The organism is Myroides phaeus, from assembly GCF_900099675.1.
Classification (GTDB): Bacteria; Bacteroidota; Bacteroidia; order Flavobacteriales; family Flavobacteriaceae; genus Flavobacterium; species Flavobacterium phaeum.
Map to the genome: position 1 here is coordinate 209,450 of NZ_FNDQ01000001.1, position 23,778 is coordinate 233,227.

Below are 23,778 nucleotides of genomic sequence, written 5' to 3' on the forward strand. Positions count from 1 at the left end.
TTTTATAATAATAACTGCAAATTCTAAAAATATTATTAACCATGTTGTTAATGTATGGTTAAATCTAAATTACAAATTTGAATATTGGGCTTGAATTATGAGTTTCTTTTTATAATTTTAAGAACAAAACCCAAAAGTCGTGATTAATAAGCGTTTACTCATTAAAAATCTACTTGCTCATTACGATGAGAATAGCTTTTACGATAAGAAAAGGCAACTCAATTTACATACTAAATCAGGAAAAGCAAAATTCCTGAAGCATATCTGTGCCTTATCTAATTCTAACCCGGATAACAACTCTTATTTAGTAGTTGGAATCGAGGATGAAGATAATGAAATTGTCGGTGTTGACTTCTATGATGATAGTAAAATTCAAAATTTAATTAATGCGTATTTGAATAATCCTCCGATTATTACATATGATAACGTTACTTTTTCTGATTTGCCAAAGGATAAAGTAGTTGGTTTGGTCACGGTTCAGGCTAATGAAGCCATTACAAGTTTTAAAAGAAATATTGGAGAAGTTGAGGCGGGAACTTATTATGTTCGTATTGGTAGTACATCTGTGCCGGATGTTGTTATTCCAAGAGGTTGTAATAGGGAAATTGTAAGTAGTATTGAAGCGAGTTCTCAAAATGATCTAAAGAGTATCTTGGATAGTGTTATTACATTTATGACGGATACGCATCGGGATATGAAGCCTCGCTATAATGTTTTTAAAGAACAGTTTATTATTTGTTGGGCTGGAAATAGAAAGGTTATTAGAGGACAAGTTTTCTTTTCTCGTGTAGATATTGAGTTTGTCAATGAACATTTAAAACTTTTTTATTCTGATTTGGATGTTGTAACGATAGTTCATAATGATAACGAATTTATTATTACTGAATATTTAAATTTAGGGTTAAATGACAAAACAAGTTATTATCGCTTTGAAGAAGTTTCTATTTCTTTTCAAGAAAATGGCACTTACGCAATAGGAAATAGATTGTTGTTTCAACCGCCTTCTTATAACAGAAATATTCTTGGACATATTTATGGTAATAGTTTGAGGGTGATTTATAAAATTACGAACGACTTAAAATTGACACCAAAAGAAGAGCGTATCCTTAGTAAGCTTTGTTTTAATATGATGCTTTGTTATCTCAATGGCTTTACAAGGGCAAAAGAGGAACTGATTGAAGTTAAAGATTATTTAAAACAATCATCTGACCCGCAGTTGTTCATAGCCTTTAAGGAAGTTATGCGTATCTTACGAAAACTTAAATATGAAACAGATCAAGATGAGTAGAGTTTTAGTTATAGGGGATATTCACGGTGGGTATAAAGCATTATTACAGGTTTTAGATAAGGCTAATATTACATCAAATGATACTTTAATTTTTTTAGGAGATTATGTAGATGGATGGAGTGAATCAGAGAAAGTAGTAGAGTGTTTATTGACTTTAAGGGATACTAATAATTGTGTGTTTTTAAGGGGAAATCATGAAACACTTTTGTTAGATTGGTTAATTACTAAGGAGGAAAATTCAATGTGGGAGTTTCACGGGGGACTTGCTTCAATGAAATCGTACTCGAGTGATAATATGGGGGAGGAACAGCGTCAAAGACATATTGAATTTTTTAAAGGGTTAGAGAATTATTATTTAGATGAACATAATCGTTTGTTTGTTCATGCTGGGTTTACAAATCCAAGAGGTGTAGGTGCAGAGTTTTTTAGGGAATATTTGTATTGGGATAGAACGTTGTGGGAGATGGTGATGGCAATGGACTCATCGATTAAGCCTAATAGTGTGCTGTATCCTAAACGCCTTAAACAGTATAGCGAGATATTTATAGGACATACACCTGTTACGAATTTTGGATTTACACAGCCTACAAATTTTATGAATGTTTGGAATATTGATACAGGGGCTGCTTTTATGGGAAGGATAACTGTAATGGATGTTGATTCTAAAGAGTATTGGCAGAGTGATATAGTTGCGGATTTTTATCCAAATGAGGAGGGTAGGAATCATAAATAATGATTGATTTGTTATATTTGCCAAAAATTTATTGAGTTATGAGAAAATTATTTTTAGCGCTATTATTAATAGGAGGAACTCTTGGGGTTAAGGCTCAGGCAGTTAACGAGGTTAAAGTGAATGTATTGAATACTTTGGTGTTGGCTTCAGTTGAATTAGGATACGAACATTTTATTGATCACAATCAGTCTATTGGAGCAAACTTCAATATTAATGACCGTTTTTCTTACCACGCAGAGAAGAGTAGTAGAAACCAAAAGTTTAAGACTAACAGTATTTTAGTAAACTATAATTACTATTTCGGAGGAAAGACTGATGCTAATGGAAGTGGATATGTTGTGTCTCCATTTATGAAATATCGTTTTGGTAATTTTGAAGAAGATAGATTTAATGATGTTTCTCAGAAAGTTGAGTTAGATAAAGTAGATATGAATAGCTTTATCTTTGGTGTTGGTGTTGGTTATAAATGGGCATTAGGTGATTCTTTTACAATTCACCCATTTGTTGACATCGCTCGTAACTTTAGTAGTGAAGTAAACGACCGTTTCAGTGCAATTGAAGTTAATGCTGGTGTAAATATCGGATATAGATTTTAATTAGAATTGTAATATATAGAAAAAGGGATACTTAAATAAGTATCCCTTTTTTTGTATGTTTTCTTCGGTTTAGAAGTCAAATTTAATTCCTTGAGCTAATGGTAAGTCTGTTCCGTAGTTAATCGTATTTGTTTGTCTTCTCATATATGCTTTCCAAGCATCTGATCCTGACTCACGACCTCCTCCAGTTTCTTTCTCTCCTCCAAATGCTCCTCCAATTTCTGCTCCTGAGGTTCCAATATTGACATTGGCAATACCACAATCTGATCCAGCGTGTGATAAGAATAATTCCATTTCTCTCATATTGGTAGTGAAGATTGATGATGATAACCCTTGTGGAACATTGTTCTGCATATCAATTGCTTCTTCAATTGTTGAATATTTCATAACATATAGAATAGGAGCAAATGTTTCTGCTTGTATAATTTCAAAGCTGTTTTTTCCTTCAATAATACACGGTTTTACATAACAACCGCTTTCATATCCAGAACCTTCTAATACACCACCTTCAACGATTATTTTACCGCCTTCTTGTTTTGCTTTTTCAATCGCATCTAAGTAGTCTTTTACAGCTCCTTTATCAATCAGAGGACCTACGTGGTTAGTAGCGTCTAAAGGATTTCCAATTTTTAATTGAGCATAAGCTTTTTGAAGTACGTCAAGTGTTTTGTCGTAAACGCTTTCGTGTATGATTAATCGTCTTGTAGATGTACAACGTTGTCCTGCTGTTCCTACAGCTCCAAATACGGCTCCTACTAAAACCATATTTATATCTGCGTGTTCTGATACAATAATCGCATTGTTTCCTCCTAATTCAAGAATAGTATTTCCAAAGCGTTCTGCTACAGTTTTTGATACGTGTCTTCCAATACGGGTAGAACCTGTAAATGATACTAATGGAATACGAGGGTCATTGTTGATTAAGTCGCCACATTCGTTACCAATAACTAAGTTTGAAACTCCTTCTGGAATGTTGTTTAACTTGAATACTTCTGAGATAATGTTTTGACAAGCTACTCCACAAAGAGGTGTTTTTGAACTTGGTTTCCAGATACAAACGTCTCCACAAACCCAAGCAATCATCGTATTCCAACTCCATACAGCAACTGGGAAGTTGAAAGCTGAGATAATACCAACAATTCCGATTGGGTGCCATTGCTCATACATTCTGTGCATTGGTCGCTCTGAATGCATTGTTAAGCCGTATAATTGACGTGATAAACCTACTGCAAAGTCACAGATGTCTATCATTTCTTGAACTTCTCCAAGTCCTTCTTGTAAACTTTTTCCCATTTCATAGGAAACAAGCTTTCCTAAGTATTCTTTTTTATTGCGTAGTTCTTGTCCAATTTGACGTACAATATCTCCTCTTTTAGGAGCTGGAACAAGTTTCCAATCTTTATACGCTGCTTGAGCAGTTTGCATCACTTTTTCGTAGTCCTCTGCTGTTGATGCTTTTACTTTTCCAATTAACTTGCCATCTACAGGTGAATAAGATTCAAGTACTTTTCCATTTGAAAAGGATGTTGATCCTGTAGAAGATCGCTCGTTTACTTCTTTTAAACCTAACATTTTCAGAACTTCTGAAATGTCGATTTGGTTAGTTACTGTACTCATTTTTTTAGTTTATAGTTTTTATATGGTTGATATAATGCTAATATAAAAAAAAAACACAGTATTTGATGTAAACACCTAAATAGTTCTATTTTGTAAACTTAGGGTTAGTTGGCATAACGGTATGGCAACATTCACAAGTGCGTAATTCTTCTGAAGAATAAAAGTGTTTAAAGTGTGGTAAGAAATCAGTTTCTATATTGGTTAACTCAAAGTAAACTTCATATAGCTTGTGATTACAGTTATCACAATACCATATTAGCCCATCTTTTGAACCTTTTTCTTTTCGCTTTTTCTCTACAACTAAGCCTACTGAATTTTCTGTTCGAATAGGAGAGTGTGGTACTTTAGGAGGGAGCAAGTAAATATCTCCCTCGTTTAAAGTAATGCGTTTTCTTTCGTTGTTTTCTTGTATATCAATATAGATCGTTCCTTCTAATTGAAAGAAGAATTCTTCTGCTTCGTTGTAATGAAAGTCTTTACGTGCATTTGGTCCACCAACGACCATAATAATATAGTCAGATGACTCTGGATATAAATTTTTATTGCCAACAGGGGGTTGTAATAAGGATTTATTCTCTTTAACCCACTTAAAAATATTAAATGACGATGTTGTACTCATAATGTTATTAATTACTTCTACTCAACCAACTTTGTGGATTGTTGATGTCTGTATTGTGTGAAAGTAAAAATTTCAGTACTGTTTTCCCAGCACTATTTGTATTAACTGTTCCGATGTTTTGTTTGATACTTACTTTATCTCCTTTTTTCACAGATACATCACTTAAGTTTTGATAAACAGTAATGTAGTCCCCGTGTTGAATAAGTACGGCTTTATTTCCTCCAGGCAATACTTGTACTTGTAATACATCTCCCTGGAATACAGCTCTTGCTTTTGAACCTGCTTCTGTCGTAATCTCCAAGCCACTATTGTGAATTGTAAGATGTGTTTGCACAGGGTGTGGTTGGTCTCCATAAGGCAACGAAATATATCCTTTGCTTACTGGCCAAGGTAATTTTCCTTTATTTGATTTAAAGTTATCTGCTACTATTTTTTCTTCTGGTGTAAGTTCAAATGCTGTTGCAGTTTTACTTGTTGTTGTCGATTTAGTAGTTGTTTTACCTGCTTTTGCAGCTTTTTCACGAGCAATACGGTTTGCTTCTTCAATTGCTTCTTTAATTAATTGCTTAATCTTTCTGTCAATCTCTCTCGTTTGCTCTTGTTTGTTTTTAATATCTTGATTGTATTTTTTTTGGTCTTTTTGTACAATAGCTATTAAGTCTTTCTGCTCTACAAGGTCTTGTTGTAAATTCTTTTCGTTTTGCTGTTGTTCAGCCAAAAGTTTTCGTTGTCTTTCTTTTTGAGCTTCAAGTTTTACTAATGCGCCCTTTAATTCTTCTGCTTTTTCTTTTACTTCGTCCCCTTGTGCTTTTCTATAATCAGCATATTGCTTCATATATTGTACGCGTTTGTAAGCCTGTACAAAGTTGTCAGACGATAAGATAAACATAATACGACTTTGGCTTGATTTAGTTTTATATGACTTTAAAACCATTTTAGCATAATCGTCTTTCAAAGCTGTAAGTTCAGCTTGAAGTGCATCTACTTCTTTTTGTGTTTTGCTAATTGTAGTATTAGTTGTAGCAATTTGCATCTGAACATTTTGAATTAATTGTCTGTTCAGGTTTATCTTTCTATTTTGCTCTTCTATTTCAGCAAGAATATTACGTTCCTTAGTTTTTTCTTTTCTAAGTAGGTCTTGTACTACTTTGATCTCAACTAATATTTGCTGTTTTTTACGTTCTAATTGTTCTTGCGTCTCTTTTGTTTGTCCCCAAGCAAACACAGTAAATAAGAAAAATAGGATGTAATATGCTCTTGTCATTTGTAGAATTCTTCTGTGATTTGATCTTTTTAATTTAATCCAACTCGCTTATAACCAGAGGGTACTTTGTATTTGAAGTTTAAATCTTCATTAAAAGTAACATTGTCATAACGGATGTTCAAATGTATGGTTTTTTCTTGTCTTGCGAGAATATTAATTTCAGTTGGTGTAGTAAACTTATCTACCTTTTTATAACTTGGATAATTTATAGTTACGCTTCGATTTTTTGCTGTTTCTGATATCTCTTCTTTTTTCAATAAACCACTTTTATCTTCGAAGTAAAATGCAGATTGAATATCTTCTTCTACGGCAGCTTCTAACTTGTGCAAACCATCTTCTATTGTACTATTTAGTTTTTTATTGAAACTCTTGCTATCAATAGCCTGACCTAATAGAAGATTTTGAAATCGGTTAAAGTCTAATTCTGTCCCAACCCATTTGCTTAGAACACTAAAGTCTCCTTCAAAGTAAACGCCATTTATTTTCTCGTAATATTGAACTTGCTCTGGTGTAACAAGTGCTTTAGCAACAGGAAAACCTAAAAAGCGTACATTAATAAGTATTTGTTTGTCTTTTTCAATGAATATATCCATCCCGAATTTTCGCGATTCCTTGTCTGATTCGAATGACGCTGAAGAGCGAATTGCTGATGTGGTGAAGTCGTTATTATTCTTGTTGTGGTTGTTTAGTATCGTTAATACAGTTTTTGAGTTTGTTGCATCTTTTTCATCTAATAAAGAGCCAGAATTGCCTTTTTTACAACTAATAAGTAGGGAAATGCACAAAAATGTGAATACTATCTTTTTCATAACTACACTTGAAATAATCTGTTTATAGACAAGCAAGATAGATAAAAAAAATCCGTTTTAAAGTAATTTAAAACGGATTTAATATTTTTAGTCTAATACAGAATAATCTCCTATACTGATGTTGGTATGTTTACCGTCATATTTAGCATAGTTACCAATCATAGCATTGTCTAATTTCGCATTGCGAATAGTTGCGTTTGTTTGGATAAGACTATTTTCAATAGTTGAATCTTCTACAACTGAGTTGTCTCCTAAAGAAACGTTTGGACCAACTGTTGCATTTTTTAATACAACGTTATTTCCAATATAACAAGGTCTGATGATTGTACTGTTTTCAATTGTAATGTTTTCTGCTACAAAGTTTTCGTTGTCTTTTTCTAAGAAATTCAACATTCTTGTATTTGTATCCACTGTAACATCTTTGTTTCCACAGTCCATCCACTCATCAACTTTACCAGGAGCAAACAACATTCCTTTTTGCTTCATATTTTCTAAAGCATCGGTTAGTTGGTATTCTCCACCTTTGATAATATTATTGTCAAGTAAGTATTCTAATTCTTTGCGTAAAACTTCTCCGCTTTTGAAGTAGTAAATACCGATAATAGCTAAGTCAGATACAAATTCTTTTGGTTTTTCAACGAAGTCTATAATTTCGTTTTTCTCGTTCAGTTGAACGACACCAAAAGCACTCGGGTCTTCTACTTGTTTTACCCAAATTACACTGTCTGCTTCTTTGTTTAAGTTAAAGTCTGCTCTGAATAATGTATCAGCATAAGCTACTACAATTGGTCCTTGCATACTTTCTTTTGCACAAAGAATAGCGTGTGCTGTTCCTAAAGCTTCGTTTTGGTAACAGATTGTTCCTTTTGCACCTAATTTTTCTGCAATAGCAATTAAATCTTCTTCTACTTTTTTACCGAAACTTTCGTGGATGATAAAAGCGATTTCATCAATTTGGTCGTTTAATACCTTTGCGATGTCTTCTACTAATCTATGTACAATTGGTTTTCCTGCGATTGGAATTAACGGTTTAGGAACCGTTAATGTGTGTGGACGTAAGCGTGAACCACGTCCAGCCATTGGCACGATTATTTTCATTCTCTAATTTCTTTGTATTTACTTCACTTATTTTACTCCTGTACTACCAAAACCACCAGCTCCTCTTTCTGTTTTATTTAAAACTTCAGCTGCTTGCCATTGAATTTGTTCAAATTTTGAAATAACCATTTGTGCAATACGTTCTCCGTTTTCAATTACAAATGGCTCTTTTGATAGGTTTACTACAATTACACCTATTTCTCCTCTATAATCTGCATCTATCGTACCAGGACTGTTTAATAGTGTGATACCTTTTTTAGCTGCTAACCCGCTTCTTGGTCTGATTTGAGCCTCATATCCTTCTGGTAATTCAATGAATAATCCTGTTGGTACAATTGCTCTTTCAAGAGAATTTAAAGTAATAGGCTCCGTTAAATTTGCTCTTAAATCCATACCTGCTGACTGTGAAGTTTCATAGTTAGGTAATGAATGTTGAGATTTATTTATGATTTTTATTGTAGTCATACTTGTCTTTTTTATAGATAACAAATATAAAAAAGATATGAGTATATAAATAATTTATCGCTTGTTGATGTACGTATTAACATTTTTTAGTCGTTTTGTTGTCAGATTGACCCGTACTTAAATTACTGTACAGTACAAAACAGGATTATCAACTATAACTGTACAGCTATAGTAGGACGAGACAAGGACGAGACAGGTTTTATACAGAGTGCTTGTATAGTGTATGTATAGTACTTGTATAGTCAATGTATACTTTTTATGTCAAAGTGTACATTCACTATACATAAAAAGTATAATGAATATAGAAGCACACTGATTAATATTGGAATAAATGATGCTTTAAGGCTATTGTAATTTTGCTAATTTTTATAACAATAGAACGTAGGGCTATTGTATTTAAGATTGTACTTTTGTTTTCAAGTCATTAGAAAAAGCACAAATGAATCAAGAAAAAAAGTTTTTTAGCCTTAGTACAATTTTAAATAGAGTAAAGACTATTGTGGATGACGTTATTGCTGGAAATGCTTTTTGGGTTCGTGTTGAGATATCTCAAATCAAGGAGGATAGAAGAGGGCATATTTATTTAGATTTGGTGGAGAACAAAGATGGTATTGTTTTAGCTAAATGTAGGGCTACTATTTGGCAGAAAAATGCTATTGACATCAAAAGGAGATTAGCTGAAAATGCCAAGGAAATACTGAAAGATGGCTCTGAGATTTTGTGCTATTGCGAGATTGTTTTTAGTGCTGTTTATGGTCTTTCTATTAATATTTTAGAGGTTGATTTGTCTTTTTCTTTAGGAGAGGTTGAACGTATTAAGCAAGAGAATTTAAAGAAACTGAAGGAAAATGGTTTGTTGGATCTAAATGCACGTTTTCACTTACCTAAGGTTATTCAGAAAATCGCATTGATTAGCTCTGAACGTACAGCAGGACATGCTGATTTTGTAAATCAGTTGACTAAGAATGAATATGGCTATGTTTTTCACGTAACTGCGATAGATTGTCAGGTACAAGGGGAGTTTGCTTATATGTCGATTATTAAAGCATTAAAAACAGCAAATAATTTAGAATGTGATGCAGTTGTTGTTATAAGAGGTGGTGGGGCTGCTTTAGATTTAGATGTGTTTAATAATTATGCTTTAGCTGAAACGATTGCTAAAATGAATATGCCTGTTTTAACGGGAATTGGTCATGAAACAGATAGTACTGTGGCAGATTTCGTAGCAAATAGGTTTTTTAAAACACCGAGTGCAGTGGCTGCGTTTATTGTTGAAAAAGCATATCATTTTGATGTGAATATTTCTCGTACTTATGATGGTATTATGCAGCTGTACAGACAACAAGTTACTATGAATAGGCATTTTGTTGATGTAACAGATAAGGAAATTAAATCTAAATCACTGGCGATTACTCGTTTGAAAAGGGGAGAGCTTCACTTGGTTTCTAATCGGTTGATTAGTGAAGTAAAAAAGAGAATGGCTAAAGAAGAGTCTTTCTTGGAAATAAGTAAGCAAGCAATTGTGTTTCGCCCTAAAACAATTCTTACAAAACAAAACCAGGTTCTGAAAGAGAAGGGGAGGATTATTTCTTTTTTAGGTGAACAAATGATAGATACTCAGAAGCAGACATTGACTGTTTTACAAGAAAAACTGGGCTATCACGTGAATGGTTTTTTAAGACGTGAAAAAATTAGAATTAATGCGTTGGAAGAAATTCCACAGCTTTATGATTTAGAGACAATCTTGAAAAAGGGATTTTCGATTGTTAGATTGAACGGAAAAACAATAAACTATAATACCGAAATGAAAGAAGGTGATGAGTTAGAGATTATGGTTTTTAATAAAATATATATAATTACTTTAGGGAGTATTAAAGAGGTAGTATTATGGAACAACTTACTTATGAAAGCGCAGCTTTAGAGCTTGAAGAGATTTTAGAAGATTTAAAAAATGACGAAGTTACTGTAGATGAGCTTGCTCAAAAGGTTGAAAGAGCTTCTAAATTAATTGTTTTCTGTAAAGAAAAATTGAATTCAACGGAAAAACAAGTGGAGGGAATTATAGAGCGATTAGGTTTATAAAATAAGAGGACTTTGTACAATACAAAGTCCTCTTGTTTATTTATGTTGTTCAGCTGTGCTATTGCTGATAAACTGCCTAACATCATCGGATGAAGGGAGTTCAAATATTTCTAAATGGAAGTAATCAACGGATGCTAATACGTGGTCAAATAGGTCTGCCATTACATTTTCGTAGAATACCCATAATGTGCTATTGGTAAACATATACAACTCTAATGGTAATCCGTGTTCTGTTGGTTGTAGATGCCTTACCATTAAGTAAAACTCTTTGTGAATGTTTGGGTTTTGTTGAGCATAACGCAATACATAGGCTCTGAAAAGGCCAATGTTGGTCATTTTTCTTCCATTGACTGGCATTGACTGGTCTGCTTGTGTTTTCTCATTATATTCGTCTATTTCTTTTTGACGTTCTTCAATATAAGGAGCTAATAGTTGTATCTTTTTTAAATTCTCAATCTCGTGTTTTTCTAAAAAACGAATTGAAGACATTTTGATATTAATACTGCGTTTTATTCTTCTTCCTCCTGAGTTTTGCATGCCTCGGTAATTCTTAAACGAATCACTGATTAAAAGATAGGTTGGAATTGTAGTAATGGTTTTATCAAAATTCTGAACTTTTACGGTACTTAAGTTTATCTCTAAAACTGTTCCGTCTGCTCCAAATTTAGCCATTTCAATCCAGTCTCCTACGCGTACCATATCATTAGTAGATACTTGTATACTGGCAACAAACCCCATAATAGTATCTTTAAAAATCAACATTAAAATGGCTGATGCGGCTCCTAATGAGGCAAAGAAAGTACCTAATTTTACTCCGGTTATTGTCGAGAATATGAAGATGAATGCAAAGGTGTACAGTACTATTGTAGCTACTTGAGAGTAGCTATCTACTGGCTTGTCTGCTAATTTAGGTTTTGTTTTAGAGTAATCTCTAATACTGCGTATAATAGAGCGGAATAGGAATGTTATAGCAACTACCACTAATATATTAGTTAGAGAGATGGTAAAACTCGTTAAATTCGGAAAGCCCTTAAAAAAGATAGGGAATAGAATTTTTGCAAGTGCAATTGGAATTAAATGGGTGATATTGTGAAATACTTTGTTCTCGACTAATATATCGTCAAAGTTCGTTTTGCTTTTTACAGCGAAACTTTTTACAAGTACAATGAATATGTTTTTTAATATGTAATCTAAAATAAGCATACATATTGTAAAGGTTACTAATAGTAATACTGCTGTAGCAACGTGAGTTTCATATTCAGATAGCTGCAGAAAATCTAAAAGATTAAAAAACCAATTGTAAAGCCCATTGAAATCTGAAGGGTCTACAATGTTATTTATATGCGGTACTAAGGGAAGTATACTCATTCGTGTAAATAGTTTTTGTAATTAAAGGTAATATAATATAGTATTATAAACCGCTAATGCAAGTTTAATGGTTTTTATCTGTTTTTATTTCTAATAAAATGCAAATGTTTTGAGATTAGATAAAAAAAGGGATTAAGTTTCCTTAATCCCTTTGGGGTATTGCTTTTATCGTTGAAGCTTATAATTGGTTAAGCATTGCATTGATTTTATCTAAGTTTGGAGTTAAGATAACTTCAATACGTCTGTTTTTTGCTTTTCCTTCAGCTGTTTTATTGTCTGCAATTGGAGCAAATTCGCTTCTTCCTGCTGCTGTAAGGTTCTTTTTGTCTATTCCTGCTGTTTTTTCAAGAATTGATACAATTGCTAATGATCTTTTAGTAGACAAATCCCAGTTGGTTGTTACGCCTTCTCCTAAGTTACCTAAGATTTTGTCGTTATCGGTATGTCCTTCAATTAAGACGGTAATGTCTGGATTGTCAGCTAATACTTTTCCTAATTCTACTACAGCTTCGTTTCCTTCGTTGTTTACTGTCCAACTACCAGATTTGAATAATAACTTGTTTTCCATAGAAACGTAAACTTTACCATTTTTCTGTTCGATTGTAAGTCCACGTCCTTCAAAGGCATTTAAAGCTTTAGATAAATTATCTTTTAAAGCTCTCATTTGCTTGTCATTGTTTGCTAAGATACTTTCTAATTCAGCAACGCGTTTTGCTTTTTCTTCTAATTCTGATTTAGCACTTGCTAATCTTGCTGCTTCTGCTTTTAATGTTTCAGCACTGTGTTTTTCTAAGTTAGAATAAGAATGTTCTAAATCTTTTAGTTTGTTTTGTGCTGCAGAGATTTCTGCATTTAGATTATTGCGCTCTTGTTGCAATTCACGCAACTGGTCTGCTAATTGTTTCTTGATTTGTTCTAAGTCTGTATTTGACGTGTTTAACAAGTCAAGGTCTGAACTTAAACGTTCGTTATCTTTTAATGCATCTTGATATTGTGCATCAAGTTCGTTGTATAATCTTCTTGTTACACAAGATGAAAGCATTGTTACAGCTAATATGCTTAGGGCGATTTTACGTAATATCATATTGTAGTTTGTTTTATTTGTTGTTTATGATTTTAGCTCAACAACAATAGGACAGTGGTCAGAGTGTTTTACATCTGCTAAGATGCGAGCAGCTGTAATACGGTCTTCAAGGGGGGCAGATACCATATTATAGTCAATACGCCAACCTTTATTGTTGTTTCTTGCGTTTGCTCTGTATGTCCACCAACTATAATTGTGAGGTTCTTTATTAAACATACGGAAGCTATCAATAAATCCGTTTTCTATAAATTTACTAATCCAAGCTCTTTCTTCAGGTAAGAAGCCAGATACTTTGGCATTTCTTACAGGGTCGTGAATATCAATTGCTTCGTGACATATATTGTAATCACCACAAATAACAAGATTTGGAAGTTCTTTTCTTAATTCATTTATATAAGTAAAGAAGTCATCCATATATTGATATTTAAAGTCTAAACGTTCAATATTAGATGCAGAGGGTAAGTATAATGACATGACAGATACGGTATCAAAATCTACACGTAAATTACGACCTTCTGAGTCCATATACTCAATACCTGTTCCGTATGCCACATTGTTCGGTTTTTCTTTACACAAAACTGCAACTCCACTATATCCTGCTTTTTGAGCTGAAAAGTAGTATTGGTATGGGTAACCTGCCGCGGCTAATTCTTCTGTTGGTATTTGACTTTCGTTGGCTTTGATTTCTTGTAAACAAATTACATCAGCATTTTCTTCTTGAATCCAGTCGATAAATCCTTTTTTTATCGCTGCACGTATTCCATTTACATTGTATGAGATAATCTTCATGTTTCATTGATTGTTTGAATTGTCAAAAATAGAAAAAATATATCTTGTTATTTAATAAGTTATCTTTGTTTTAATCAGAGATTTAAATGTTTTATAAAGCCATTATTATTTTTTATAAGTCGTCTTTAGTAAAATAAAACAGATTAGCTGAAGTTTTTAGTATATTTGTATTACTTAATTTTGAATATTAATGGGGTTAGTAACGGCGAAAGAAGTAGCAAAGGCAATTAACGTAGATAAATATGGTGTTTTAGGCACATTTTCAGGATGGATGTTGATGAAAGCTTTGAAAATCACAACGTTAAATAAAATTTACGACCGCAATAAGCATTTAGAAAACCTTGATTTTTTAAATGCTATTTTAGAAGAGTTTCAAATCGAATTTGAAATTGATCCAGATGAACTAAAAAGGTTGCCTAAAAAGGGGCCTTATATTACAATATCAAATCATCCATTGGGTGGTATTGATGGTATTTTATTGTTGAAATTAATGCAAGAGCACGATCCTAATTTTAAGATTGTTGCTAACTTTTTATTGCATAGAATTGAACCATTGAAACCTTATATTATGCCTGTCAATCCTTTTGAAAATAATAAGGATATAAAGTCAAGTGTAGTTGGGTTAAAAGATACTTTACGCCACCTTAGTGATGGCAAGCCTTTAGGAATTTTCCCTGCTGGGGAGGTTTCTACTTACCAAGATGATAGACTTGTTGTTGATAAACCTTGGGAGGAAGGGGCAATTAAATTAATCAAAAAGGCAAATGTTCCTGTTGTGCCTATTTACTTTCATGCAACGAATAGTAAATTATTCTATTTCTTATCGAAAATTAATCCAACATTGCGTACAGCAAAGTTGCCTTCTGAATTATTAACTCAGAAGAATAGAGTAATTAAGATTAGAATTGGACGTCCTATCTCTGTTGAGGAACAGAATGAGCATTATGATCTAAATGATTATGGTAATTTCTTGCGTTTTAAAACGTATTTATTATCGAATGCTTATAAGGATGAGGATAGCAGAAAGAGAATTAAAGTTCCGTCTTTTAATTTTAAATTTCCAAAAGTGGTTAAGGATATTATTGAACCACAACCAAAGGAAAAAATTTTAGAAGAGATTGAGGCACTTAGAGAAAATGATTTTCGTCTTCTCCAAAGTAAAAACTACGAGGTTTTCTTGTGTAAATCTGAGAAAATTCCGTGTATTTTACAAGAAATTGGTCGTTTGAGAGAAATAACTTTCCGCCAAGTTGGTGAAGGAACTAATAATGAATCAGATTTAGATCAATATGATAATTATTATCATCATATGTTCTTATGGGATAATGATGCCAATGAAATTTGTGGAGCTTATCGTATGGGATTGGGGTCTGAGATTTATAAGAAATATGGTATTAATGGGTTTTATTTGAACGAGTTATTCCGTTTTGAGTCTGAGTTGTATCCAATGCTTTCTCAGTCTATTGAAATGGGTAGGGCTTTTATTATAAAAGAGTATCAGCAGAAACCAATGCCACTGTTTTTATTGTGGAAAGGAATTGTACATACAACTTTGCGTTTTCCTGAACATAAGTACTTAATTGGTGGGGTGAGTATTAGCAATCAATTTTCTGATTTCTCTAAGTCATTGATGATTGAGTTTATGCGTTCACATTATTTTGATCCTTTTATTGCACAATATATTACGCCTAAAATGGAGTATAAAGTGAACTTAAAGGATAGTGAAAAGGATTTAATATTTAGTGAAACAGATTCGGATTTGAATAAATTTGATAAAATCATTGAAGATGTTGAACCTGGGAAATTGAGATTACCTGTTTTGATTAAAAAATATATTAAACAAAATGCTAAGGTAGTTGCGTTCAATGTGGATCCTTTGTTTAATAATGCAATTGATGGATTGATGTATATTAAAATTGCTGATTTACCAGAGAGTACTGTTAAACCTGTAATGGAGGAGTTTGCTGCTGAATTGGAAAAGAAAATTCAGGAAGAGAATAATAAAACGGAAGAGTAATCTGACACATTAAAATACAAAAGAGGGATTATCAATTTGATAATCCCTCTTTTGTATTTTAATGTGTTACCTATTTTAATAGTGCGTAAAGCGTTATTGTTTTATAGGGATGACATTAGTTGTTTAGTAATTTTATTTTGTCAATGATTACTTGTGCTAATTTTTCTTTGCTTTCAATAGTCCAACCTGCAATATGAGGGGATAGTAAGACATTTTTAGCTTGTACTAAGTACTGCATTGGTTCAGGAAGTGTATTGTCGCTAAACATATTTTCGAAAGATGATTTTTCATATTCTAAAACATCTAATGCGGCTCCTAATACTTTTCCTTGTTTAAGGGCATTGACTAATGCTGCTGTATTTACAGACTTACCTCGTGCAGTATTGACAAACCATATTGGTTTTCTTAAACGGTTGATGAATTGTTCATCAATCATATTCATTGTCTCAGGTGTTTGTGGGGTGTGTAAGCTTAGAATATCTACTTGTTCTTGTAGTTCTTCTAAAGTTACTTGTTTTGCAAATTGATTTTCTAAGCCTTCTTTAATGTCATAGAAAATAACTTTACAGTCAAAGCCTTGTAAGCGTTTTGCAAACGCATTTCCCATATTTCCATAACCAATTATTCCTACTGTTTTTCCTTCAATTTCATACCCACGATTGCCTTCTCTTATCCAAATACCTTCTCTAACTTCTTGGTCAACTAAGTTTAGTTTGTTCATTAAGGTTAGCAACATTCCTAAAGCGTGTTCTCCAACGGCTGTTCTATTTCCTTCTGGAGCGGCAATTAGTGCTATTCCTTTTGTAGTTGCATAGTCACAATCAATGTTTTCTAATCCTGCGCCAACACGACCAATAAATTTTAAATTAGTGGCAGAGTCTAAAAAGGTTTTGTCAATTTTAAACCTACTTCTAATGATTACTCCTTCATATTCAGAAATAGTTTGTTCGATTTCTTCTTTTGTAGAAGTATAGTTTTCTACATTTTCATATCCCATTTGAGCTAATTGCTCTATCATTAACGGGTGGTTACTGTCAATATGTAAAACTTTTCTTGTATTCATTTGATTAGATTTTGAGGATATTGTTTAGAGATTTTAGAAACCTAATATAGCTTTTGCTATTGAAAAGTAAATTAAAATTCCAAAGATATCATTGCTGGTTGTGATAAATGGACCTGTCGCTAAAGCGGGGTCAATACCGTATTTGTTTAAGAAAATGGGAACAAACGTTCCGATTAAACTTGCGATTATAATAACACTAATTAGGGCTATTGAAACTGTAATACCTATTATATAATCTACTCCTAATAAGAAGTGACTACCTATCATCATAAGTATAGCAAGTAAAAAACCATTTAGTAAACTTAGAGTAACTTCTTTTCCAAGACGTTTCCAAATTGAACCTGTAATGCTGTTATTTGCTAATCCTTGTACAATAATTGCAGAGGATTGAACTCCTACATTTCCTGCCATTGCTGCAATTAATGGAGTGAAAAAGAATAGGACACCAAATTTTTCCATCGCTCCTTCAAAGCTTCGGGATACATTTACTGCTACAAATCCTCCGATCATAGCTAAGATTAACCAAGGTAATCGTGCTCGTGTAAGGGTTAGAATACTATCATTTGCTTCTACGTCTTGTGAGATACCTGCTGCTAATTGGTAATCTTTATCTGCTTCTTCTTTGATTACGTCAACAATATCGTCGATGGTAATACGACCTACTAAGCGCCCCATCTCATCTACTACGGGGATGGCTTCTAAGTCATACTTTTGCATGATACGTGCTACTTCAACATCTTTTGTATCTACTTTTACTGAATCTACATTTCTAATGTAGACATCACTAATATGTGTAGTTGTGGATGTAGTAAGCAAATCCTTTAATGATAAACGTCCTTTTAAACGCCCTTCATTGTCTAATACATAAATAGAGTGTACGCGTGAAACATGTTCTGCTTGTTTACGCATTTCTTTTACACAAGTTAAAACTGACCAATTTTCATTGACTGAAACAAATTCTTTGGCCATTAATCCTCCTGCTGTATCTTCATCGTAGCGCAATAACTCTACAATGTCTTTTGCGTGCTCTAAATCTTCTAACTCAGAAAGTACTTCTTCTTTTCTATCTTCTGATAATTCTGAAATAATATCTGCAGCATCATCCGTGTCTAACTCGTCTAATTCTTCTGCAATTTCTTTTGGCGAAAGAGATTTTAATATCTTTTCACGTACGTCTTCATCTAATTCTAATAATATCTCTGCAGTAACTTCACTGTCTAAAATGTCAAAAATATAAATGGCTTCCTCTGTAGAAAGCTCATTCATTATTTCTGCTATATCTGCATAGTGAATATCTTTTAGGATATGAAGAAGCTCCTTTTCATTATTTTCAGCAATTAAATCTTCAAATTGTTGGATAGATTCTTTACTGATTTTAAACTCCATTGGCTTCTATTTTTTGTGTAATTTCTATAAATTGTTCGTAACCTAATTGTTCTGGTCTTAGGTTAAATATCTCTTGTTCTCTAATCTCTTCTGGTAGATTGAAACTCTTAAGACTGTTTCTTAATGTTTTTCTTCTTTGATTGAAAGCTGTTTTTACTACGTTGAAAAATAGCTTTTCGTTACATGCTAAGCTGTAGTTCTCTTTACGTCTCATACGCATCACTCCTGACTTAACTTTTGGTGGTGGATTGAATACGTGTTCTGAAACAGTAAATAAATACTCTACTTCATAGAACGCTTGGGTTAACACGGATAAAATTCCGTAGGCTTTGCTTCCTTTTTTCTCACAGATTCTTTCAGCTACTTCTTTTTGGAACATACCTGAAAATTCTGGAACGTAATCGCGTAACTCTAAGGCTCTAAATACAATTTGAGTTGATATATTGTAAGGGAAGTTTCCAATTACTGCAAAAGGCTCTTGTTTGAATGCAGTTGTTATATCGAACTTTAAAAAATCTTGTGCGAAAATGTGATCTCTTAATTTCGGATAGTGTTGATGTAAATAGTCTACTGATTCTGTGTCAATTTCAACAACAAAGGTTTCTGTAGGCTTGTCTAAGATGTATTTTGTTAATACTCCCATTCCTGGTCCGATTTCTAATACTTTCTTATATCCTTCTAAGGTTAACGTATCTGCTATGCGTTTAGCTACACTTTCATCTGTTAAAAAATGTTGACCTAAGTGTTTTTTTGCTCTTACTTTATCCATCTACTTGTTGTTAATATTCACGGATTAATTCTAATTCTGTTTTAAAGGTAAGCATTAACTCACCAAATAACTTTCTTGCTTCATTTTCAAAACGATCAAAGTCTTCTTTGTAAAATTGCTCTAATAGTTCTTTACTTTGGGTTTCAAATTGAAGAGAGTATGTTTGTCCTCCCATTTCTTCTTCAATCAATACTTTTACCATTCTTGCTTTGTCAAATTTGCCTGTTGCAAGTATTCCAGGTATGTATGTGTTGTTAATCCATTTCATCCATATATCATGGGCACTCTCGTGTATGTTAACTGTAACATTGTATATAATCATCGCTCTTCGTTTTGAATTAAGTAAAGATTTGCTGTGCAAAGATAAAAAAAGCACCAAATGTCTTTTTTCGGATTTGGTGCTTTTTTAGTTATTGTATTTGTTTTATTTAGTCGATAATATCAAATCCTGTGTAAGGACGTAATGCTTCTGGTATTACAATTCCTTCTGGTGTTTGATAGTTTTCAAGTATTCCTGCTAATACACGTGGTAAAGCTAATGAGCTTCCGTTTAATGTATGTGCTAATTGATTTTTACCTTCTTTGTCTTTAAAGCGTAATTTTAATCTGTTAGCTTGGAATGTCTCAAAGTTTGAAACAGAACTAATTTCTAACCATCTGTCTTGTGCTGTTGAGAATACTTCAAAGTCATATGTTAATGAAGAAGTGAATCCCATATCTCCACCACATAATCTTAAGATTCTGTATGGTAATTTTAATTCGTCTAAAATTCCTTTAACGTGTTCAACCATTCCGTCTAAAGCGATGTATGAATTTTCTGGGTGTTCTATTCTTACAATTTCTACTTTGTCAAATTGGTGTAAACGGTTTAAACCTCTTACGTGTGCTCCATACGAACCTGCTTCTCTACGGAAACATGGTGTGTATGCTGTACATTGAATTGGTAATTCGCTCTCTTGTAATATTACATCGCGGAAAATGTTTGTTACGGGAACTTCTGCAGTTGGTATTAAGTATAAATCATCTACTGTTGAGTGGTACATTTGCCCTTCTTTGTCTGGCAATTGCCCTGTTCCATATCCTGATGCCTCATTGATTAAATGAGGTACTTGGTATTCTTTGTATCCTGCAGCTGTATTCTTGTCTAAAAAGTAAGAAATTAACGCTCTTTGTAAACGTGCTCCTTTACCTTTATATACAGGGAATCCTGCTCCAGTAATTTTATTACCTAATTCGAAATCGATAATATCGTATTTTTTTGCTAATTCCCAGTGTGGTAATGCGCCTTCATGTAATGTTGGTACTTCTCCTGCTTGGAATACATTCAAGTTATCGTCTGCATCTTTTCCTGGAGGAACAATGTCTGCTGGTACGTTAGGTAAAGTGTATAACTTCTCTGTTAAGTCTGCAGAAATATTGTTTAATTCTTCAGTTAATTGTTTGCTTTGCTCACGTAAGTTTGATGTTTTCTCTTTAATGATTTCTGCTTTCGCTTTCTCACCACTTTTCATCAACTCACCGATGCTTTTGGATAGCTTGTTAGATTCTGCTAATACATTGTCTAATTCAACTTGTGTGCTTCTTCTTTTTTCATCTAATTCCAACACTTCGTTTAGCAAATCTGCAACATCAAGATTTCTTTTGGCTAAGCCTTTAACCACTTTCTCTTGATTTTCTCTAATAAAAGCTATCTGTAACATATTATAAATATTAATTGATAGAGCAAAGTTAGAAAATAGTTTTCTATTATAGCTTATTTTCTGTTCGTTGGTTGTATTTTTCTCTTTGTTGAATGTTATATTTACTGCTATTTATGTTTCAATGGTTATATATTGGTGTTTAAATTGGTTTTTGTATGTGAAGAATGGGGTAAATAAACTCCTTGTTTAAAAAAAAAGTGAAATACTGAAAGTAATCAGTTATTTTTGTTCTTTATTTTTAAGATTGTAATAAAACGAAATGGATATACTTATTAAATTATCTCAATTCTTATTGAGCTTGTCGCTATTAATTATTTTGCATGAGTTAGGTCACTTTATTCCTGCTAAACTTTTTAAAACTCGTGTTGAGAAGTTTTACTTGTTTTTCGATGTAAAGTTCTCCTTGTTTAAAAAGAAAATTGGGGATACAGTTTATGGTATTGGCTGGCTGCCTCTTGGAGGTTATGTGAAAATTGCTGGTATGGTGGATGAAAGTATGGATACTGAACAGCTGAAAAGTGAGCCTCAGCCTTGGGAATTTAGGTCTAAACCGGCTTGGCAAAGATTAATAATAATGTTAGGTGGTGTTTTTGTAAACTTTGTGCTTGCTTTTATTATATATATTGGTATGGCTTATACTTACGGTGAACTTTTTATTTCTAATAAAGATATTAAACACGGGGTATGGGTACAGTCTCCTATTTTAAAGGATGCTGGATTACAAAGTGGTGATAAAATACTTGCTGTGGATGGTAAAGAAATTGTGAAGTTTAACGATTTACCAGAGGCTGTTTTATTAGGACATTCTATCGAGATTGAGAGAGAAGGTGTGAATCAGACTGTTACTTTGCCTACTGATTTTTTGGGACAGGTTACGCAAAGTAAAGGTATGGGCTTTGTTGCTCTTCGTATTCCTTTTGTTGTAACGGGACTTGCTGAAGGTTCTGCGAATGAAAATGTTTTGGTAGCTAAGGATGTAGTGAAAAGTATTAATGGTGTTGATACTCCTTTTGTTGATATGGTGATGGGGGTTCTTGATGAGAATAAAGGAAAAACTGTTCCTGCTGTTGTTGAAAGAGAGGGGAAAGAGGTTGCTGTTAATTTAAATATTGATGCTGAGGGTAAATTGAATGTGATATTTGCTGGGGGATTGCCTTTGGATAACTTAGAGAAATTAGGGCTTTATACTATTAGTCAAGAGAAGTATTCGTTGATTGAGTCGGTTCCTGTTGGATTGAAAAATGGAAAGGATCGTGTTGTTAGTTATTTTGCTCAATTGAAAAAAATTGTTCAACCTGAAACGGGAGCTTACAAAGGATTAGGTGGTTTTATGGCTATTTATGATATTTTCCCTCAAGTATGGAGTTGGCAAGTTTTTTGGAGTATTACTGCTATGTTGTCAATTATGCTTGGAGTGATGAACTTATTACCTATTCCTGCGCTTGATGGTGGACACGTAATATTTTTATTGTACGAAATGATATCAGGTAGAAAGCCAAGTGATAAGTTCTTGGAAAATGCGCAAATGGTTGGTTTCTTTATACTTATAGGGTTGCTTCTGTTTGCTAATGGGAATGATATTTATAAGGCAATATTTGTGAAATAATAAAAAAACAAAAAAAAAGGTATTTGTGTTTGCAAGATTAGAAAAACATTATATCTTTGCATCGCAATAAAGGTAGAAAATAACCTTCCTCCTTAGCTCAGTTGGTTAGAGCATCTGACTGTTAATCAGAGGGTCCTTGGTTCGAGCCCAAGAGGGGGAGCAGAGAAGCCAGTCCAAGACTGGCTTTTTTCTTATAACCTTGTTAGGTTAAAAGAATTTTAAAAACAAGAATACAGTAAAGAAATTTACTTTTTAAGGGGATTTGAAAAGCGATATCAGTCAATGGTATCGCTTTTCGTTTTTTAAATACTATCTGTTTTTATATTTAGTAATTATGGAATGCTTGACTAATGTATAGGCGGTGGGTGACTTCAATCTTTCGGGATGTGAAGTTAAATGTGGTTATGAAATTGTTTCTGTCTATTTGTAAATAGAAAGCTTTTTTTGAGAATATATGCCTGGTTTGAATGTTAATGCTTTTTTGTTTGGCGTTAGTACGGGATCTCTTGCTTGGGTTTGTGATGGTAAGTAGTACAAATAGCTAATAGTATGGTGATTATTAGTAGTGAAAAAGGTTTTTACGAAGTTCTAATAAGGGCTTTTTATATGTTTTATGCTCTGGATAGTTTGTAAAGACTGGACTTAGGTAGTATTTATTACTATCTCATACGGTATTAAGTCGTAATTAGTTCGCGAAAAAGGCCTTTAGGTGAGGTAATTACGACTTATTTACGGCTTATTTGCGACTAAATGTCATTTGAAACTCTTTTAATCCCTTTGTTTGTAAGGGTTTGCGGAGATTTGAGTACAAAAGTGGGACAGCGTTTATAGTGCATATGATGTCATTTGATAGCAAAATAACCGCTTTACAATTACGTATAGAAGTGATATAATTAATTTTGTACCTATATAAGGAGAGGATTAGAACATATATAATAGTATACTTATATATAGAGTGTTTGCTTTACTAAAGAAGACCAGACCTATTTGAACCAACAAAAACAAAAAGTAAAAAAACTTTCAGAGGTAATAAACAACATAACAACAGGTTATAAAAAACCTTTCAAAAAAGGAGTTGTAAAGTTTGGAAATAGCCAAAAAGATGCTACTTTTGCATCCGCATTACAGCAGACGATCATACACAAATAGTGAAAGAGTAAAGATAAAAAAGTAACGTTATTTCGCTTTGAAAAAAATAAGAAATTAAATTTGGATAAGTAAAAAATAAGGTTGTATCTTTGCAGTCCGCTTCAGTAAATACGTCGGTTTAGCGATAAAAACAAAATGAAATTTATTTCAAAAAAAGTTTTGCTAAATTAAAAAAGTTATTTACTTTTGCACTCGCTTTGAAAGACAAGTGAGATTATAATTAAGAAGACACGTTCATAGACATATTGGATTGACAGCAAAAATTAAGAGAGTAAG

The 23,778-nt window shown here is 33.0% G+C and carries 21 protein-coding genes and 1 tRNA gene; 8 read left to right on the forward strand and 14 right to left on the reverse strand.

From position 1 onward, the window contains the following. Window positions 1-139 precede the first annotated feature (139 nt). Genes BLT46_RS00905 through BLT46_RS00915 form a run of 3 tightly spaced genes read left to right on the forward strand, consistent with a single transcriptional unit; the run spans window position 140 to window position 2,617 of the window. The gene (locus tag BLT46_RS00905) at window positions 140-1,288 is read left to right on the forward strand and encodes a DUF5929 domain-containing protein (protein ID WP_090404785.1); all 1,149 of its coding nucleotides are present in this window, start codon (window positions 140-142) and stop codon (window positions 1,286-1,288) included. Beyond that, window positions 1,281-2,021: a metallophosphoesterase family protein gene (locus BLT46_RS00910; protein WP_090404857.1), complete on the forward strand. Its 741-nt coding sequence runs from the start codon at window positions 1,281-1,283 to the stop codon at window positions 2,019-2,021. The genes BLT46_RS00905 and BLT46_RS00910 overlap by 8 nt, the downstream gene beginning before the upstream one ends. A gap of 38 nt (window positions 2,022-2,059) precedes the next feature. Beyond that, a complete protein-coding gene (locus tag BLT46_RS00915; RefSeq protein WP_090404787.1) occupies window positions 2,060-2,617 on the forward strand; it encodes a DUF3575 domain-containing protein in 558 nt (185 codons plus the stop codon). Between the two features lie 69 nt (window positions 2,618-2,686). Here BLT46_RS00915 and amaB read toward each other — a convergent pair whose 3' ends face one another. The 6 genes from amaB to dut all read right to left on the reverse strand — a co-directional run bounded on the left by amaB (window position 2,687) and on the right by dut (window position 8,489). Beyond that, complete coding sequence (gene amaB / locus BLT46_RS00920; protein ID WP_090404789.1) at window positions 2,687-4,234, reverse strand: L-piperidine-6-carboxylate dehydrogenase; 1,548 nt, start codon at window positions 4,232-4,234, stop codon at window positions 2,687-2,689. Between the two features lie 85 nt (window positions 4,235-4,319). Then, window positions 4,320-4,853 carry a 3-hydroxyanthranilate 3,4-dioxygenase gene (locus tag BLT46_RS00925; protein WP_090404792.1) on the reverse strand — a complete coding sequence of 178 codons (534 nt, stop codon included), beginning with the start codon at window positions 4,851-4,853 and terminating at the stop codon, window positions 4,320-4,322. 7 nt (window positions 4,854-4,860) lie between these two features. Then, entirely contained in the window at window positions 4,861-6,117 is a 1,257-nt protein-coding gene (locus BLT46_RS00930) for a murein hydrolase activator EnvC family protein (protein WP_090404794.1), read from the reverse strand. Between the two features lie 29 nt (window positions 6,118-6,146). Beyond that, entirely contained in the window at window positions 6,147-6,926 is a 780-nt protein-coding gene (locus BLT46_RS00935) for a lipoprotein insertase outer membrane protein LolB1 (RefSeq protein WP_090404798.1), read from the reverse strand. 87 nt (window positions 6,927-7,013) lie between these two features. Beyond that, window positions 7,014-8,024: a sugar phosphate nucleotidyltransferase gene (locus BLT46_RS00940; RefSeq protein ID WP_090404801.1), complete on the reverse strand. Its 1,011-nt coding sequence runs from the start codon at window positions 8,022-8,024 to the stop codon at window positions 7,014-7,016. 27 nt (window positions 8,025-8,051) lie between these two features. Then, window positions 8,052-8,489: a dUTP diphosphatase gene (dut, locus tag BLT46_RS00945; RefSeq protein WP_090404804.1), complete on the reverse strand. Its 438-nt coding sequence runs from the start codon at window positions 8,487-8,489 to the stop codon at window positions 8,052-8,054. 439 nt (window positions 8,490-8,928) lie between these two features. Between dut and xseA the strand changes: the two genes are divergently transcribed. Next, on the forward strand, window positions 8,929-10,410 hold the full coding sequence (gene xseA, locus BLT46_RS00950) for an exodeoxyribonuclease VII large subunit (RefSeq protein WP_090404807.1): 1,482 nt from the start codon (window positions 8,929-8,931) through the stop codon (window positions 10,408-10,410). Continuing rightward, on the forward strand, window positions 10,377-10,571 hold the full coding sequence (gene xseB, locus BLT46_RS00955; RefSeq protein ID WP_090404810.1) for an exodeoxyribonuclease VII small subunit: 195 nt from the start codon (window positions 10,377-10,379) through the stop codon (window positions 10,569-10,571). The genes xseA and xseB overlap by 34 nt, the downstream gene beginning before the upstream one ends. A 36-nt stretch (window positions 10,572-10,607) precedes the next feature. Here xseB and BLT46_RS00960 read toward each other — a convergent pair whose 3' ends face one another. The 3 genes from BLT46_RS00960 to BLT46_RS00970 form a co-directional block, all read right to left on the reverse strand. Further along, complete coding sequence (locus tag BLT46_RS00960; protein ID WP_090404813.1) at window positions 10,608-11,939, reverse strand: mechanosensitive ion channel family protein; 1,332 nt, start codon at window positions 11,937-11,939, stop codon at window positions 10,608-10,610. A 178-nt stretch (window positions 11,940-12,117) separates the two neighbouring features. Next, window positions 12,118-13,023 carry an OmpA/MotB family protein gene (locus BLT46_RS00965; RefSeq protein WP_090404816.1) on the reverse strand — a complete coding sequence of 302 codons (906 nt, stop codon included), beginning with the start codon at window positions 13,021-13,023 and terminating at the stop codon, window positions 12,118-12,120. A gap of 24 nt (window positions 13,024-13,047) precedes the next feature. Continuing rightward, complete coding sequence (locus BLT46_RS00970; RefSeq protein ID WP_090404819.1) at window positions 13,048-13,812, reverse strand: exodeoxyribonuclease III; 765 nt, start codon at window positions 13,810-13,812, stop codon at window positions 13,048-13,050. Window positions 13,813-14,002: 190 nt separating this feature from the next. Here BLT46_RS00970 and BLT46_RS00975 point away from each other — a divergent pair, with 190 nt between their 5' ends. Next, complete coding sequence (locus tag BLT46_RS00975; RefSeq protein ID WP_090404821.1) at window positions 14,003-15,829, forward strand: GNAT family N-acyltransferase; 1,827 nt, start codon at window positions 14,003-14,005, stop codon at window positions 15,827-15,829. Window positions 15,830-15,944: 115 nt separating this feature from the next. Here BLT46_RS00975 and BLT46_RS00980 read toward each other — a convergent pair whose 3' ends face one another. From BLT46_RS00980 to serS, 5 genes are all read right to left on the reverse strand, one after another. After that, window positions 15,945-16,892, reverse strand: coding sequence for a 2-hydroxyacid dehydrogenase (locus BLT46_RS00980; RefSeq protein WP_090404824.1), 948 nt, complete (start codon window positions 16,890-16,892; stop codon window positions 15,945-15,947). Between the two features lie 33 nt (window positions 16,893-16,925). Next, window positions 16,926-18,278: a magnesium transporter gene (gene mgtE / locus BLT46_RS00985; RefSeq protein ID WP_090404827.1), complete on the reverse strand. Its 1,353-nt coding sequence runs from the start codon at window positions 18,276-18,278 to the stop codon at window positions 16,926-16,928. Continuing rightward, entirely contained in the window at window positions 18,268-19,047 is a 780-nt protein-coding gene (rsmA, locus tag BLT46_RS00990) for a 16S rRNA (adenine(1518)-N(6)/adenine(1519)-N(6))-dimethyltransferase RsmA (protein WP_090404830.1), read from the reverse strand. The genes mgtE and rsmA overlap by 11 nt, the downstream gene beginning before the upstream one ends. A 10-nt stretch (window positions 19,048-19,057) precedes the next feature. Beyond that, window positions 19,058-19,369 carry a DUF4286 family protein gene (locus BLT46_RS00995; RefSeq protein ID WP_090404833.1) on the reverse strand — a complete coding sequence of 104 codons (312 nt, stop codon included), beginning with the start codon at window positions 19,367-19,369 and terminating at the stop codon, window positions 19,058-19,060. A 106-nt stretch (window positions 19,370-19,475) separates the two neighbouring features. Further along, window positions 19,476-20,747, reverse strand: coding sequence for a serine--tRNA ligase (gene serS / locus BLT46_RS01000; protein ID WP_090404836.1), 1,272 nt, complete (start codon window positions 20,745-20,747; stop codon window positions 19,476-19,478). Between the two features lie 259 nt (window positions 20,748-21,006). On the opposite strand from serS, the gene rseP reads away from it, so the two are divergent. Beyond that, window positions 21,007-22,353: an RIP metalloprotease RseP gene (gene rseP / locus BLT46_RS01005; RefSeq protein ID WP_090404838.1), complete on the forward strand. Its 1,347-nt coding sequence runs from the start codon at window positions 21,007-21,009 to the stop codon at window positions 22,351-22,353. Window positions 22,354-22,439: 86 nt separating this feature from the next. Then, window positions 22,440-22,513: transfer RNA gene (locus BLT46_RS01010), tRNA-Asn, on the forward strand. The last annotated feature ends 1,265 nt before the right edge of the window (window positions 22,514-23,778 follow it).